This is a genomic window from Natronomonas aquatica, from assembly GCF_024449025.1.
GTDB classification, from domain to species: domain Archaea; phylum Halobacteriota; class Halobacteria; order Halobacteriales; family Haloarculaceae; genus Natronomonas; species Natronomonas aquatica.
Genome location: NZ_JAHLKM010000023.1, coordinates 1 through 14,483 on the forward strand (window position 1 = coordinate 1; position 14,483 = coordinate 14,483).

Genomic DNA, 14,483 nt, shown 5'->3' on the forward strand with positions numbered 1-14,483 from the left:
TCCACCGTTGCTGAACCGAATATCTGGAACTATCTCTGCCCGTAATTCCCGGTAAAAACTAACGCACGACCGTATCAGAAGATAGCGAAACGATCATTTCGGGGTTCTGCCCGGACGTGCCGTACAGGATTTCGGGCACGAATGTAGCACGGCGGTACCGGAAATTGGGAGCGACTGATTCGGTCACCACCGGACACGTACTGGACGGACGCTACTGACGTTTATTACCCGTCCAGCAAACGGTGGATATGTGCGATCAGCTTCGACGAGCCCGCGAGAACCTTACAGAGATCGTCTCTGTATTGGTCACGGGGGTTTGGCTGGCCGCGCTGTTCGCCGGTCAGAGTTGGTGGTTGGGATTCATGCTCTTCGGATATATCGTCATCGTCCCGATTACCGGACTCTTGGCTGGTGACCAAGAGACGATCACCGAATGGTGGGGCGACCAGGAGAAAGGCTCCACACCGGAGGAACCGTCCGAGGAAGAGGCCTTACAAACGCTCCGCAAACGGTACGCTCGGGGTGAGTTGACCGACGAGGAATTCGAGCGCAAACTCGAACGACTACTGGAGACGGAATCGATCGAAACTACCGAAACACGACCACAGCATACCGACGACCGTCTCGACCGAGAGACGGACAAGGAGACGGTCGGTTCGCCTACTGCCGTCACCCTACAGATTCTGCGACCGACTGTTGCCGTAGCGATGAAACGGGTTATAGAAGCGATAGAGACGCTTCCGAAGGCGGGTCTCCCCCGGTCACAGCGCAAAGCCTACCAGATGACGTTTCAGAAACTCAAAGCGGTGGACGCAGATGACGACGACGAAGGGATTCGGGTCATCAGCGACTGGATCCTCGGGTACATTGACAACAAACAAAGGCCTCCGGGGTCCCGGGAGGTACGCCGACAGGCGGCGAAGTTCTGTCGAACGAACGGATACCGGGTTCATAGCGACGAATGGCTCGGAATATAACGGGAGGGCCTGAACCGTTATATCGGTCCAATCGATATACACGTGGTATTTTCGTTTCGGGTCTATCAAATATACCGTCAGTGGGCGGGGCCGTCACCCGGATCGGAGTACGACACGGTTATCCCTGTCCGGAGCGAAGTTATGAAAATGAAGCCCTCTACATCCACCACTGAGCGACAGCCGATCAACAAGGCGATGCTCTATTGTCCCGATTGCGGTCACGAAAGTCGCATCAACGGGGACTGGATCATCGATGTACGCGCTGATTCGCTCACCTACGAGTGTCCGAACTGTGAAGCGGTGATCGACTCTCGGCGGAATCAAAGGGAGTTGATCGCAGGGAGTGATGGATCGCTCCGCTTTGCGACCGAGAACTGACTCGGCGGTGTAGCGTCGGACGGAAACACCGGACGTTCGCTCAGATCAGACAGCGTCGAGTTACACCGATCCCGACCTGACGGAGATTCGATAGCCCCCACGCTACCGGACGATCGTGACTGGGACGGACGCCCTGCGGGTGACCGTTTCGGCGACGCTGCCGAACAGCACCCGGCCGACGCCCGATCGGCCGCGGCTCCCCATAACGACGCGATCGACGCCCGTGTCCTCGATCGTCTCGAGGATCCGACGCGCCGGGCTGCCGGTTTCGAGGACCGTCTCGACCTCGATCCCGCGTTCGGCGGCAGTTTCACGGTACGTTTCGAGCAGCGCCTGTCCTTCCTCGCGCTGGCGGTTCAGATGATCCTGGTATCCATCGGCGTCGAAGTACTCGTCGCTACCGTAATCGAACGAGCTGACCGGGTTGATGACGTGTAAAAGCGTGATCTCCGCGTCCGACAGTTCCTCGAGAACGTGTTCGAGCGCTTTCTCCGAGTGGTCCGAGCCGTCGATCGGAACGAGGACATGGCGGGTCATACGTTCCGATCGCACGTCCGCTTTATAAATGCCTCCGGTCGTGTCGCCGTTCGTGGCCGTCGGATGTAGTAGAGATTGTAACGGCATCGACCCGTTCGATCCGGACCCCGTCGTCGAAACACCCCGCACTTATGTCGTCGCCGCCCGGAGGGACCAATAATGACTGCGGCGGTCTCACGGCGGAAGGTTTGGCTGATGGCGGCCCGCCCGCAGACGCTGCCGGCGGGGGCGGCTCCGGTGATCGTCGGGGGTGGGCTGGCGGTCAGAAACGGCGTCTTCGAGCCGTTCGCGGCCGCCTTCGCGCTCGTCGGCGCCCTGCTCTTGCAGATCGGGACGAACTTCGCCAACGACTACTACGACGCGGTCCGGGGTGCCGACGAGGCGGACCGCGAGGGCTTCACGAGAGTGACTGCGGGAGGGCTCATCGAACCCGATTCGGTCAAACGGGCGATGTACGCTACGTTCGGGCTCGCGGTCCTCCTCGGGACGTACCTCGTCTACGTCGGCGGCGTGCCGATCCTCCTCGTCGGGCTCTCGAGCGTCGTCGCCGGGATCACATACACCGGCGGTCCGTTGCCGTACGGCTATCGAGGGCTCGGGGACCTCTTCGTCTTCGTCTTCTTCGGGCTCGTCGCCGTCGCCGGCACCTACTACGTGCAGGCGGTGGCGGTGGCCGCCGCCGGTCCCTTCCCGCTTTGGGTTCCCGAGGGGACGCTTCCTGCCGCCGCCGTCGTCGCCGCGCTGCCGGCGGCCGGCCTCTCGACGGCGATCCTCGTCGTCAACAACATCCGCGATCTGGAGAGCGACGCCGCCGCCGGCAAGCGGACACTCGCTGTCATGCTGGGCTATCGGGCCAGCCGGATCGAGTGGAGCGTGATGGTGGGTCTGGCGTACGCCGCTCCGGTCGTCCTCTGGTTGGACGGCTTTCCCCCGACCGTCCTCGTGCCCCTCTTGACGCTGCCGTTGGCGGTCCGGCTCGGCGCGACGGTCTGGTCCCGGACCGACGGCGAGGCACTGAACCCAGCGCTGGAACGGACCGGCCAACTGCTCTTTGCCCACTCGGCACTTTTCGCCGTGGGGCTCGCCGTCCCCGGCGTCACGTAACATGGACGTCGAACCGTTCTCCTTGCCGCTCTCGCGCCCGCTCGAGACGGCCGCCGGGGCGATCGAGAGCCGGGAGGGATTTCTCGTCGAGGTGACAATCGACGGCGTCGACGGCGTCGGCGAGGCGACGCCGCTGCCCGGCTGGACCGAGCCGCCCGAGGTCTGCGGGCGGGCGCTCCGGGACATAGAGCAGCCGCGGACGGCACTCGAGGGCGACGAACTGGCGGACGCGCCCGCCGCCCGCCACGGTGTCACACTCGCCGTCCTCGACGCCGCCGCCCGGGCAGCCGGGCAGCCGCTGTATCGATATCTCGGCGCACCGGAGCACCGGGAGTCGGTACCGGTCAACGCGACCGTCGGCGACGGACCGCCGGCCGAGACGGCCTCGGCCGCCGAAAACGCCGTGAACGAGGGGTATCCCGCGGTCAAGCTGAAGGTCGGCGTACGCCCCCCGGCGGCGGATATCGACCGGATCGAGGCGGTCCGGCGGCGCTGTCCGGACGTCGAACTCCGGGTCGACGCCAACGGAGCCTGGAGCGGCGAGACCGCACTCGAGATCGTCCCGCGGCTCGCGGCACTCGGGGTCGCCGTCGTCGAACAGCCGCTTTCGGCCGAGGAACTGGCCGGACACGCCGAACTCCGGGGGCGGGGCGTCGCGATCGCGGTCGACGAGGGTCTTCTCGAACACAGCCCGCGAGCGGTACTTGCGGCCGAGGCCGCCGATATCCTCGTCTGCAAGCCGATGGCCCTCGGCGGGATCGACCGCGCCCGCGACGTCGTCGAGACCGCCAGGGCTGAAGGAATCGATGCCCTCGTCACGACGACGATCGACGGCGCGATCGCCCGCGCGGGAGCCGTCCATCTGGCCGCGTCCGTGCCGGAAATCCGGGCCTGTGGGCTGGCGACGGCCGGGCTGCTCGCCTCTGACATCCGGGATGGGATCGCTACAGTCGAGGGGGGATCGGTCCCCGTTTCACAGGGAAAAGGCAATATCCCACCGCGCTGAACGGTCGAACGGAAATGCGGGACTGGCTGTCTCTCCGGGCGCACGCGACACCGAAGGCGACGGCCATCTCGAAGGCCGAGACGGCCGAACCGTCGGTCTCCTATGCCGAACTGGACGACCGCGTCGAGACGCTGGCGGGGCGGCTGGCGGCGGCCGGCGTCGGCGTCGACGACCCGATCGCGATCTGTGCGGGAACCCGACCCGAGTTCGTCGCCGTTGTCCACGCCGCCCAGCGGCTCGGCGGCGTCCTCGTCCCGGTCAACGCCCGGCTGACCGACGCCGAGATCGAAACCCGTCTCGACCGGATCGAGCCGGCGACCGTCGTCTGTGAACGCGACACCGAAACGGCGGTGTGTGCGGCAACCGACATGACGCCGCTTTCGCTCGACGACCCGGTCGCCGGAGCGACCGAGCTCTCGGGGACGACGCCGGAACCGTTCGATCTCCCCGAATGGGCGCCGGACGACCCGCTCGTGGTGCTTTTTACCTCCGGGACGACCGGCGAGCCGAAGGGAGTCGTGTTGACGCTCGCGAACGTCCTCGCGAGCGCGACCGCCTCGGCGTTCCGGCTCGGACTGCGTGCCGGCGAGTGCTGGCACGTCCCGCTGCCGATGTACCACATGGGCGGGCTCGCGCCGGTATATCGGTCGGTACTGTACGGAACGAGGCTGTCAGTTCAGCGGGAGTTCGACCCGGAAGAAACGCTATCGGCGCTTTCGGCCGTCGACGCGGGCGCCGTCTCGCTCGTGCCGACGATGCTCGATCGGTTGCTCGACGCCGGGACGATCCCGGATCTCCGGTTCGCCCTGGTCGGTGGCGCGCCCTGTCCGCCCGAACTCGTGACGCGGGCACAGGATCGCGGCGTCCCCGTCGCTCCGACCTACGGGATGACCGAGGCCGCCTCCCAGATCGCGACCGCACGCCCCGGGGAGGCCCGGGAAGCCCCCGAGTCGGTCGGAAACCCCCTCATGTTCGCCCAGGTAACGGTCGTCGACCGGACCGGCGCGGTCTGTGAGACGGGCGAATCCGGCGAACTCGTCGTTTCGGGGCCGATGGTCACGCCGGGATATCTCGACGAGGGGACGACCGAACGGCGCTTCGGGACCCGCGGGCTCCGGACCGGCGACCGTGGCTACCGCGATTCGACGGGCCGGCTCTACGTTCAGGGCCGGGTCGACGATACGATCATCACCGGCGGCGAGAACGTCCACCCCGGCGAGGTGGAGTCGACTCTCCGGAGTCATCCCGCAGTGGCGGGCTGTGCCATCGTCGGGATTCCCGACCCGGAGTGGGGCCAACGCGTCGGGGCGGTCGTCGTGTCGGCCGACGGAGCGACACCGACGGCGGAGTCATTAGAGACGTACTGTCGCGATCGGCTGGCCGGGTACAAGTGCCCCCGGACGATCGATTTCGCCGAAACGCTGCCCCGAACGGCGTCGGGGACTGTCGATCGTGACGCCGTTCTCGCCCGTCTCGTCGGCTACGAGTAACGCGGACGCGAGCCTTTTAATCCGTCCGCTCCGCTACGGGAACCCGTGTGTACGCTCATCGCCGCCTGGCGCGTCTTCGAAGACACACCGATCTGTGTCGCCGCGAACCGCGACGAGGCCGTCGATCGCCCCTCGAGCCCGCCGCGCGTCCGAGACCGAGAGGGTGAGCCGGCCGTCCTCGCGCCGCGGGACGAACGAGCCGGCGGGACGTGGCTGGGCTACAACGAGGCCGGCCTCCTGGCGGCTGTCACGAACCGGTGGGTTCCCGGGTCGGGCGAGCGCTCTAGGGGGCTGCTCGTCGACGACTGTCTGGGCGAGCGGTCAACAGTAGACGCTGTAACGCTCGTCCGGACGGAGCTCGATCGCCGCTCGTACGCCCCGTTTCATCTCCTCCTCGCCGACGGGGAGACGTGTCGACTCCTCGTTCACGACGGCGACGGCGAGGTCCGCGCCCGGCGGCTACCCCCCGGCGTCCACATCGTCGTCAACGTTGGCGTCGACGGCGAGTGGTTCTGTCCAGAGAATCGTCCCGAGGCCGGCCGACGACAGGCGCGGAACGCCGAACGGGTTCGTGCGGAACTCCGACCGGAGAACGACGAGACCGCCGCCGAATGGACGGCCCGCGCCGGGACGGTGTTGGGCGATCACGAGTACGGGGTCTGTATCCACGGCGAGGGGTTCGGCACCCGCTCGTCGTCGCTGCTCCGGCTCGGCGAGGAGCGTGTCTTCGAATTCGCCGACGGACCGCCCTGTGAGGCCGCGTTCCGGCGGGTCGACGCGAGCGTCTGATCCGTCCTTTCTACTCGAGATACGCCAGCGCGTCCTCGACCGCGTCGGCGATATCGGTCCGTGCTTTCCCGCCGAGTTCCACGAGCGGCGGCCGGACAGTCGCGTGATCGATCATCCCGCGGACCTGCAGGGCCACCTTGGCTCCCGGGGCAAACCCGTGATCCAGACAGGCCCCGAAGACCGGCGAGAGGACGTGTCGCTGGATCGCTCTGGCCCGACCGAGGTCGCCGGCTTCGAGGGCGTCACACAGCGTCCGGAACGCTTTCGGGAAGACCCCGGCGAGCGCGTTCATCCCGCCGTTCGATCCCATCACCCACGCGCCGACGAAGTGATCGTCGTACCCCTGGAAGACGCGGAACGACGACGGCGTCTCTCCGATGAACCGTTCGACGGCGCTGAAATCGCCGCTTGTGTCCTTGATCCCGTGGATGGCGTCGTGGGGCGCGAGTTCCGTGACCGTCTCGAGAGCGATCGGCCCGCCGGTACAGGCGGGGATGTTGTACAGATAGATCGGCAGCTCGCTTCCGTCGGCGACCCGCTGGTAAAACAGCCGGTTGCCGGCCGGATCGTTCGCCGCGTGATAGTACGGCGAGGGGACCAACGCCGCGTCGGCGCCGACCGCCGCCGCGTCCTCGATGAACTCGCGGACGTCCCCGGCCGTCGTCGCGCCGGCCCCGGCGACGACCGGGACCCGCCCGTCGGCCGCCTCGACGGTCGTCTCGATGACCGCCCGCCGTTCGGCGACGGTGAGGCTCGCAAACTCCCCCGTCGTTCCACAGGGAACGAGGCCGTCGACGCCGCGGTCGATCGTCCACTCGGCGAGCGCCGAGAGCGCGTCGTGATCGACCGTCTCGTCGGCGTCGAACGGGGTCACGAGCGTCGGTAGCGAGGCGACCGGAGGTAGATCGATATCCGTCGCGGGATCGGACATACTGACGGGTTCGATTCTCGGGTGATAGTCGCTTCGGTTCGTCCCTTCGCAGTCGGGAAACAAGCAATAATTTAAAAGGATCGGCGGCCGAGTAAGAACCGATGAGTACCGCCGCCGAAGCCGACCTCTCGGAAATAGAGCGCGAAGGGCTGGAACTGATACGGAACACCGGTGGCATCCACCAGAGCGACTTCTGGAAGGAACTTGACATCGACTCGCGGAAGGGCAGTCGAGTCATCGACAAACTCGAGGAGCTAGAGCTGATCGAGCGGACCGAGACGGTCTATGAGGGCCACAACACCTACCACATCACGCCCGTCCTCGATCCCAAGGACCTGGACTTTTCGCTCCTGATGGCCGGCGACATGCTCTCGCCGTTCGTCGGCGACGAGGAGATCGATCCGCAGGACGACGCCTTCTCCCAGTGGGTCATGAACCTCGCGTACGAGGAGTACTGAGCCCCCGCTTTTTATCGTCCCTCGAACAGCCGCTCGCCCGTCCGTTCGGGTAGCCCGGTAGCGGCGATCTCGTCGTCGACGGTCTGGATGTCGTACTCGACCCGCCGGAGGTCGAGCTCGCCCGTTTCGGTATCGAGGACCGCATAAGCGGCCCGCGGGTCCTCATCGCGGGGCTGGCCGACGCTGCCGGGGTTGAGGATCAGCCGGTCGTCGATCCGCGCCTCGTGTTGGATGTGGGTGTGGCCGAGCACGAGCCCGTCGTACTCCTCGACGTACGGCCGGAGTTCCGGGAACTGCCGCGGGTAGACGTACGCCCCGAGCCGCTCCGGATGTGAGTGGACCAGCAGGTACCGACCGTCGCCGAACGTCTCGGTTCGCGGTAACGCCGCAAGCCACTCCAGTTGCGCCGCCGAGAGTTCCTCTTTCGCGCGCTCTAGGCCCGCCTCCGCCATCCGGTTTCCGGCGTATCGGCCGGGCGTCTCGACGGTCCGGTCGTGGTTGCCCTGGACGGTGACCGTCGCCAGTTCCCGCACCCGTTCGAGACACGCCCGCGGCCAGGGGTTGTACCCGACGACGTCGCCGCCACAGACGATCTCGTCGACGGCGGGCATGTCGTCCAGTACCGCCTCGAGCGCCGGGAGGTTCGCGTGGATATCGGAGACGATCCCGATGCGCATATCGCTGGATTCGGTCGCGTCCGGGGAAACTCTAATGGTGGCCTCGGAGGCGGGCGGATCACGGCTCGGGGCTCGTACTGTCGGCTGTACGTTCGGTTCGGGGCTCATACTGTCGGCTGCTCGTTCGTACAGAACTCGCGCGGCAGGAATATCTCGAAACCGATATCGCCGACAGTATCAGTTGACGTCGAGGATTTCGATCTCGAAGGTCAGCGTCTCCCCGGCGAGTCGGGGATTGAAGTCCACCTTGACTGTTTCGGCATCGGCGTGGACGACCTCCCCGTGTTGTCCGTCCTTGGTCTCGAGTACCGCGCCTTCCTCGGGCGTCTGTCCGCCGAGCGTCTCCCGGAGTGTCTCGGTTTCGTACTCCTGGACGTGTTCTTCGCTTTGTTCGCCGTAGGCCTTCTCGGGCGGGATCGAAAGGGTCGTCGTCGTCCCCGCTTCCAGTCCGATCAGTCCCTCCTCCATCCCGGCGATGACCTGCTTGGAACCGACCTCGACGGTCAGCGGATCGTACTCCCTGTCGGGTTGGGCGTCGGCCAGCCCCGTTTCCTCGGCGACGGATGCACGTGAGGTGTCGAAGACGGTCTCGTCGTCCAGTCGCCCCGTGTACTCAAGTGTCACGGAATCGCCAGTAGCTATCGTCATACGTTTACGACGGGTGCCACACGGAAAACCTATGCTATTGCGAACCGCTCCGGTGGCTATCTTGATCCAGCGAGAGAATCCCGCCCTTTCGGTGAGTGACGAGTGTTCTGACTGGTCGGAACCGAGGAACGAACAGGGCGGGAGTGAATCGCGTAAGCTCTAGGTAGATGCTGCCATCGTCCCTGCTGGCTGGATATTCAACGTCGAATGACAATAATTAAATCACTACACTGTCATAGGCTATGTATAGTGGATCTGGTCACTACACGCACCATTACAGCGACGCTCACCAACGACCGTGAGGGTGTTGTCTGTGATCTTGATTCACTCGCCCGTTCAGGGAGTAAAATCTGGAACGTTGCTCGGTGGACCATCAGCCGTATTTGGGACGAAACCGGCGAGATTCCGGCCGAAGGACCACTCAAGTCATACATGAAGAACCAAGCGTGCTGGAAAGATTTGAACGCCCAATCAAGTCAGGCAATCGTCGAAGAATTGGCTGGCGCTTTCCAGTCGTGGTTCGAACAAGACGACCCAGACGCTAACCCGCCGGGCTACCGGAAGGACGGAGACGAACGACCGCGTAGCACTGTCACGTTCAAAGAAGATGGCTTCAAACTCGACCCCAACCACCAGCAGGTCCGACTGTCGAAAGGCAAGAACCTGAAAGACAGGTGGGCTGATTTTATCCTCTGTGAGTATGAAATAGGCCCAGACGCTGATCTGACCGACGTTGAAGAGGTCCAGCAGATCCGTGCTGTCTGGAACGAACAGCAGTGGGAACTGCATTTCGTCTGTAAGGTTGCCATCGATGCAGCTGACCGATCTGGTGAGAAGACAGCAGGTGTCGATCTCGGGATCTGCAACACGGCGGCTGTCTCAGTTGGTGAGGAGACACTGCTGTATCCGGGCAATGCGTTGAAAGAAGACGCCCACTACTTCCGGCAGGTTGAATACGACACGGAAGGCGAGAACGGGTCCAGCAACCATGCTGAGTGGGCTCGAGACAAGAAATCCCGGAGGCAAGATCACTTCCTGCACGCCCTGTCGAAAAATATTGTTGAGCAGTGTGCAGACCGTGCTGTTGGAACGATTGCAGTCGGTCACCCGAAGAACATCCGCGGGGATGAAGACTGGGGCAGGCACGGAAACAAGCGCCTCCATGACTGGGCGTTCGAAACCCTGCTCAGTCACATTGAGTACAAGGCAGAAGAGCGCGGAATTGACGTAGAGCGGGTTGATGAATACGAGTTGGCTACGTCGATAACGTGTTGTGAGTGTGGCATGAAAGCCGATTCAAACCGTGTTGAGCGGGGATTGTACGTCTGCGAAGAGTGTGGCTTGGTTGCGAATAGCGACTGTAATGCGGCTGAAAACATGCGAACGACGGTAACTCCGAGTCCTTCCGAGGATAGGAGTAACGGCTGTCTGGCCCAGCCATCGGTGCGACTGTTCGATAAACAGACGGGGAAAGTCGCCCCACAAGAGCAGGTACGACCGTAGACCAGCAAATATCCCAACGCTTGCAGTGCGGTTCGGGAAGCCGCGTCCTTCAGGACGCGGAGGAGGTCACCAACCCGCTGGCCGTTTGCCCACAAGATTTGTATACTACCCTGTCGCAAATCCCGCCGGAGCCGGGCGGGGAACGTTCACATGCCCCGTTCAGAGGGACCGACTCGTGCTGTTGCCACCGTCCCGGCTTCAGATCCGTTGGCGAAGCCGAAGGACACGAAACCGATTCGCCGTCGTTTCGCTGGCATCCCTCCTCGGCTTTCCGCTCGCTCGTTCGGAAGGCGGGTGTCGGTGATTCCGTCGGGATAGCGGACGCGTCGTCCACAGAGAACTCAATCGTGCGCGTCGGCGCCGCGACAGACGGTATTAGCGTGAGACCGTCCCGATAGGGTAGGGTCGGCGGCCGTCGCGATCAGTCTTCGACCCGCGCTTCGCTCCCGGCCATCATCTCGAGTACCTGCATCACCCCGGAGTTGTCGTCTTTCCCCATCCCGTTTTCGACCATCGTTTTGTACAGCTCGTGGGCCAGGCCGGTCTGTGGCAGCGGTGCGCCGTAGGCTTCCCCCGCATCAGTGGCGATTCGGAGGTCCTTGTACTGGTACTCGCCGAAGAACCCGGGATCGAAATCGCCGTGGATCATGTCCGGAGCGCGGTTGTCGAGGGTCCAACACCCCGCAGCACCGCCGCTGATCGCGTCCACGACGGCCTCGAGGTCCGCCCCCGCCTTGTCAGCAAAGACCAGCGCCTCGCTGACGCCGACCATCTGGGCGGCGACCACGATCTGGTTGCAGGCTTTCGTCGTCTGTCCGGCGCCGCTGGGGCCGCAGTGGGTTACCGTCTCGCCCATCGCTTCCAGAACGTCCCGGTGGTCGTCGAGTGTCTGTTCGTCGCCGCCGACCATGATCGAGAGCGTACCCTCGATCGCTCCGGATTCGCCGCCGGAGATCGGCGCATCGAGCATCGTAACGCCCTTTTCGGCGAGCCGATCCGCGGTCGATTCCGCGACCATCGGCGAGATAGTCGAGTGGTCGATGACAGCCATTCCTTCGCTTACCCCGTCGATCAGGGGGTTCGGCTCGCCGTCCGTGCCGAGTACGACGTTTTCGACGTCCGGCGAGTCGGGCAAACACAGGAGGACGATATCGGTTTGCTCGGCGACGTCGGCCGGTGAGTCGGCGTCGTCGCCGCCGTACTCGATGAGTTCCGCCATCGGCTCGTTCGAGCGATTGTATCCGACGACTGGATACTCCGCATCGAGGAGGTTTTTCGCCATCGGTAGCCCCATGATTCCGAGCCCGACGAACCCGATCGTTTTCTCCGTCATGATCGAGTTCTATCCGCGAATAACAGATAAAACTATCTCGATTAGCGATGAAGTCTCGTCCGGAAAACAGCGGGTATCTATCATTAAAGTGGTCGTCACCGAAACGTGTGCTCAACGGCGACACTGCCGACGAATGGCTCGATACATGGCGAGAACACCGCGGATACTACGCGCCCGTCGAAAGCGTAACAGAGATTGTCGGCGACGAAGGGTAGTTACTGCTCATTCAGACTCGGTCCGCAACGCTTCGAGCGTGTCTGCCCACATCGACGACAGGGAGGGTGGAGCCATCACGACTAAATCTCATTTTGGGATTCAACAAAAGGCTGAAGCCTAGGCCGGGCTATAAGGCTAAACACTAAATCCCTGCGTATAAAATATATAAACTACACATGGGAACCAGAAGCCGAATCGAGAACCTTCAAGAGAGGATCAAAAAGCGATCTGGCCTCTCAGAAGAAGAACCAGAAGACGACGACTATCCCCGAATCAGAGATGATGACGCTGAAGCACTCCTTGAGTTCAGCAAGCAGTTGGACCTTCTGAGTTCGGAGTACAGCGACTACCGCCACGAGAAACTGCTACGCCACTGCGTCATCATGGCCGAACAGGTCGGTGGACTCGCCGAAGCTCTCGAAGATCGAGACGCTGCAGAAGACATCGTCCGCTGGATCAATACGGAGCGAAGTACCGAGGACTACGCCGAGGAGACGAACCACGATTACCGCGTCGCAATACGAATCTTCGGTAAACGAACGCTGAAGCGCGACGAAGTTCCTGAACCGCTGGCGTGGATTCCCACTGGGACGAGTAACAATCACGATCCGACTCCACGTCGGTCGGACATGTTGGAATGGAACGAGGCGAAGAAGATGGCGGACGAAGGAACGAATAATAAACGAGATGCGGCACTCATCACTGTCTCATACGAACTCGGCCCACGCGGTGAGGAGATGCACGAAGTTCGAATGGGGCAAGTGCAGGATGCAGAGAACGGTCTACAGATCGTTCTCGATGGGAAGCAGGGCGAACATTCGGTTACCCTGATCAACTGTGGCCCGCATCTCCAGCAGTGGCTCTCCGATCACCCTGCGCCAGATGATGATGAAGCCTATCTCTGGTGTAATCTGGATGACCCCTACGATAACGCCTCATACCAGACTTTCCTCGAACGGTTCAAGAAGGCGGCCGATCGGGCGGGGATTGGCAAACCGGTAACACCGACTAACTTCAGAAAGTCGAATACCTACTGGCTGGCCAAACAGGGGGCCAACGAATCGCTCATCAACGCTCGCCAAGGACGTACCGCAACGTCGGATCACGCACGTCGGTATTTAGCTGAATTCGGTCCCGAAAACGAGAACAACCAGTACGCCGAACTCCAGGGACTTGAGGTTGAAACTGAAAAGACAAAGGACAGAACACCTCTGACGTGTCCACGGTGTGACAAAGAGACTCCGCGTGACGAACCGTTCTGTGTCTGGTGTCATCAGGCGATGGAACCGGACGCTGTGGACAAACTCGAAAAAGAGGAATCCGAGCAACGGCGGGAGCTACTCCGGCTGGCAAAAGAGAATCCAGAGCTGCTAGATGCGGTTGAGGAAATCGAGCCTCTGATCGAAACTCTAGGTGGGGACGCGAAAGTCATCAACACTGCTCGGGAGTTTGTAGAAGCGACCGAGTGAGCGAAAACCAACAATCTGCCCTCAAGAGGATTAGCAACTGGTGCCCGTCTAACATCCACAAAGAGGAATTTGAAGCTGATTCGTCGGTTCGCTACCGCAGACGAATTATTCGTGATCGGCTCCACACCAGAGGCATGGTTGATGTTGCGGAACCCATGCACCACAATCTGGGCACTTGATGGGGGATCCTGGTCCATCGTCTTCGTGGGAACCGTCGATTTCGAATGTTTTAACGAACGCCTCTTGCTTCTGGGGCCCAAATCCAAATCGCTCTTGAAGAGCGGAAGTTCTCAGTCCGAGTTGGACGGCCAGCAGTATCGCTCGTGATCGGCGGATGTCGTGCATCGTAAATTTTGTCGGGACATCAGCGAGCTCACAAGCACGATTCGTGATTTCATTTAATAGAGTAGAGTGGATTCTCTTGTTTGCACCGAGATGCGTCCAGATTGGCGTCTCTGGGGGAGCTTCCTCTAACGGGTCGGCATTCGAAACGAGTAATTCAGTTACTGAATGTTCTGCTTGTACCCACCGTTTGAAGTAGGGCATCGATCCGTACAGAGTGAGTAATCGTTCCCGGCCATTTCGTTGAGTGAGCAGTATGGCTATGTGATCGCCTCTGTCTTCCACATCACCGAAGGTGAGCCGTTGAAGTTCTGATAGTCGTGCGTGTGACTCCCACGCAACTGCCAAGAGGGCTTTGTCTCGGATGTGGATGTCCGGGTGTTCAAGGATTGGTACGATGTGATCATCCCAGCGGACTATCGTCCCCTGGTCGTCATTCGGTTCTATCATGACGCATCCCATCATTCGACCCGGGGGATAATCGACGGTTTGTGGGTAAAGTCGACTTTAGCCCCGAAAATTTTATACCACCAATCAATCAGCGGTACAGTTTAGGAGCGAATAAAGCGTTCCGAAAGAATGCTGGGTATCTCCAATCGCCATAAACACCGAACTCTAATCAACT

General features: G+C 62.1%; 15 protein-coding genes. 9 read left to right on the forward strand and 6 right to left on the reverse strand.

All coding sequences use genetic code 11. The features are described 5' to 3' along the window. Positions 1–248: 248 nt before the first annotated feature. Entirely contained in the window at positions 249–977 is a 729-nt protein-coding gene (locus tag KM295_RS13010; protein ID WP_256030387.1) for an SHOCT domain-containing protein, read from the forward strand. Between the two features lie 147 nt (positions 978–1,124). Beyond that, on the forward strand, positions 1,125–1,355 hold the full coding sequence (locus tag KM295_RS13015) for a phage terminase large subunit family protein (RefSeq protein WP_256030388.1): 231 nt from the start codon (positions 1,125–1,127) through the stop codon (positions 1,353–1,355). A 102-nt stretch (positions 1,356–1,457) separates the two neighbouring features. Here KM295_RS13015 and KM295_RS13020 read toward each other — a convergent pair whose 3' ends face one another. Beyond that, positions 1,458–1,892, reverse strand: coding sequence for a universal stress protein (locus KM295_RS13020; protein ID WP_256030389.1), 435 nt, complete (start codon positions 1,890–1,892; stop codon positions 1,458–1,460). Between the two features lie 159 nt (positions 1,893–2,051). Between KM295_RS13020 and KM295_RS13025 the strand changes: the two genes are divergently transcribed. Genes KM295_RS13025 through KM295_RS13040 form a run of 4 tightly spaced genes read left to right on the forward strand, consistent with a single transcriptional unit; the run spans position 2,052 to position 6,281 of the window. Then, positions 2,052–2,996, forward strand: a complete 945-nt coding sequence (locus KM295_RS13025) for a 1,4-dihydroxy-2-naphthoate polyprenyltransferase (protein ID WP_256030390.1) — start codon at positions 2,052–2,054, stop codon at positions 2,994–2,996. Between the two features lies 1 nt (position 2,997). Further along, positions 2,998–4,002 carry a mandelate racemase/muconate lactonizing enzyme family protein gene (locus KM295_RS13030; RefSeq protein WP_256030391.1) on the forward strand — a complete coding sequence of 335 codons (1,005 nt, stop codon included), beginning with the start codon at positions 2,998–3,000 and terminating at the stop codon, positions 4,000–4,002. Positions 4,003–4,016: 14 nt separating this feature from the next. Further along, positions 4,017–5,492, forward strand: a complete 1,476-nt coding sequence (gene menE, locus KM295_RS13035) for an o-succinylbenzoate--CoA ligase (RefSeq protein WP_256030392.1) — start codon at positions 4,017–4,019, stop codon at positions 5,490–5,492. A 45-nt stretch (positions 5,493–5,537) separates the two neighbouring features. Continuing rightward, on the forward strand, positions 5,538–6,281 hold the full coding sequence (locus KM295_RS13040) for an NRDE family protein (protein ID WP_256030393.1): 744 nt from the start codon (positions 5,538–5,540) through the stop codon (positions 6,279–6,281). 10 nt (positions 6,282–6,291) lie between these two features. Here the strand turns inward: KM295_RS13040 and dapA are convergent, their stop codons facing one another. Then, positions 6,292–7,212, reverse strand: coding sequence for a 4-hydroxy-tetrahydrodipicolinate synthase (dapA, locus tag KM295_RS13045; RefSeq protein ID WP_256030394.1), 921 nt, complete (start codon positions 7,210–7,212; stop codon positions 6,292–6,294). 101 nt (positions 7,213–7,313) lie between these two features. Between dapA and KM295_RS13050 the strand changes: the two genes are divergently transcribed. Next, complete coding sequence (locus KM295_RS13050; protein WP_256030395.1) at positions 7,314–7,670, forward strand: helix-turn-helix transcriptional regulator; 357 nt, start codon at positions 7,314–7,316, stop codon at positions 7,668–7,670. Positions 7,671–7,681: 11 nt separating this feature from the next. Here the strand turns inward: KM295_RS13050 and KM295_RS13055 are convergent, their stop codons facing one another. Both KM295_RS13055 and KM295_RS13060 read right to left on the reverse strand, forming a co-directional pair. Next, complete coding sequence (locus KM295_RS13055) at positions 7,682–8,347, reverse strand: metallophosphoesterase family protein (RefSeq protein WP_256030421.1); 666 nt, start codon at positions 8,345–8,347, stop codon at positions 7,682–7,684. Between the two features lie 177 nt (positions 8,348–8,524). After that, complete coding sequence (locus KM295_RS13060) at positions 8,525–8,995, reverse strand: FKBP-type peptidyl-prolyl cis-trans isomerase (protein ID WP_256030396.1); 471 nt, start codon at positions 8,993–8,995, stop codon at positions 8,525–8,527. Between the two features lie 246 nt (positions 8,996–9,241). On the opposite strand from KM295_RS13060, the gene KM295_RS13065 reads away from it, so the two are divergent. Next, positions 9,242–10,498 carry an RNA-guided endonuclease InsQ/TnpB family protein gene (locus tag KM295_RS13065; protein WP_256030422.1) on the forward strand — a complete coding sequence of 419 codons (1,257 nt, stop codon included), beginning with the start codon at positions 9,242–9,244 and terminating at the stop codon, positions 10,496–10,498. 421 nt (positions 10,499–10,919) lie between these two features. Here the strand turns inward: KM295_RS13065 and KM295_RS13070 are convergent, their stop codons facing one another. Next, on the reverse strand, positions 10,920–11,831 hold the full coding sequence (locus KM295_RS13070) for an NAD(P)-dependent oxidoreductase (RefSeq protein WP_256030397.1): 912 nt from the start codon (positions 11,829–11,831) through the stop codon (positions 10,920–10,922). 392 nt (positions 11,832–12,223) lie between these two features. Between KM295_RS13070 and KM295_RS13075 the strand changes: the two genes are divergently transcribed. Beyond that, positions 12,224–13,516: a site-specific integrase gene (locus KM295_RS13075; protein ID WP_256030398.1), complete on the forward strand. Its 1,293-nt coding sequence runs from the start codon at positions 12,224–12,226 to the stop codon at positions 13,514–13,516. A 105-nt stretch (positions 13,517–13,621) separates the two neighbouring features. Here KM295_RS13075 and KM295_RS17145 read toward each other — a convergent pair whose 3' ends face one another. After that, a complete protein-coding gene (locus tag KM295_RS17145) occupies positions 13,622–14,323 on the reverse strand; it encodes a tyrosine-type recombinase/integrase (RefSeq protein ID WP_418904802.1) in 702 nt (233 codons plus the stop codon). Positions 14,324–14,483: the final 160 nt, after the last annotated feature.

Bases quoted from the DNA above. Each gene is read 5' to 3' on its own strand.
- KM295_RS17145 (WP_418904802.1), bottom strand. From the start codon at position 14,323: ATGATGGGATGCGTCATGATAGAACCGAATGACGACCAGGGGACGATA.
- menE (WP_256030392.1), top strand. From the start codon at position 4,017: ATGCGGGACTGGCTGTCTCTCCGGGCGCACGCGACACCGAAGGCGACG.
- KM295_RS13060 (WP_256030396.1), bottom strand. From the start codon at position 8,995: ATGACGATAGCTACTGGCGATTCCGTGACACTTGAGTACACGGGGCGA.
- KM295_RS13020 (WP_256030389.1), bottom strand. From the start codon at position 1,892: ATGACCCGCCATGTCCTCGTTCCGATCGACGGCTCGGACCACTCGGAG.
- KM295_RS13030 (WP_256030391.1), top strand. From the start codon at position 2,998: ATGGACGTCGAACCGTTCTCCTTGCCGCTCTCGCGCCCGCTCGAGACG.
- KM295_RS13010 (WP_256030387.1), top strand. From the start codon at position 249: ATGTGCGATCAGCTTCGACGAGCCCGCGAGAACCTTACAGAGATCGTC.
- KM295_RS13070 (WP_256030397.1), bottom strand. From the start codon at position 11,831: ATGACGGAGAAAACGATCGGGTTCGTCGGGCTCGGAATCATGGGGCTA.
- KM295_RS13075 (WP_256030398.1), top strand. From the start codon at position 12,224: ATGGGAACCAGAAGCCGAATCGAGAACCTTCAAGAGAGGATCAAAAAG.
- dapA (WP_256030394.1), bottom strand. From the start codon at position 7,212: ATGTCCGATCCCGCGACGGATATCGATCTACCTCCGGTCGCCTCGCTA.
- KM295_RS13015 (WP_256030388.1), top strand. From the start codon at position 1,125: ATGAAGCCCTCTACATCCACCACTGAGCGACAGCCGATCAACAAGGCG.
- KM295_RS13050 (WP_256030395.1), top strand. From the start codon at position 7,314: ATGAGTACCGCCGCCGAAGCCGACCTCTCGGAAATAGAGCGCGAAGGG.
- KM295_RS13025 (WP_256030390.1), top strand. From the start codon at position 2,052: ATGACTGCGGCGGTCTCACGGCGGAAGGTTTGGCTGATGGCGGCCCGC.
- KM295_RS13055 (WP_256030421.1), bottom strand. From the start codon at position 8,347: ATGCGCATCGGGATCGTCTCCGATATCCACGCGAACCTCCCGGCGCTC.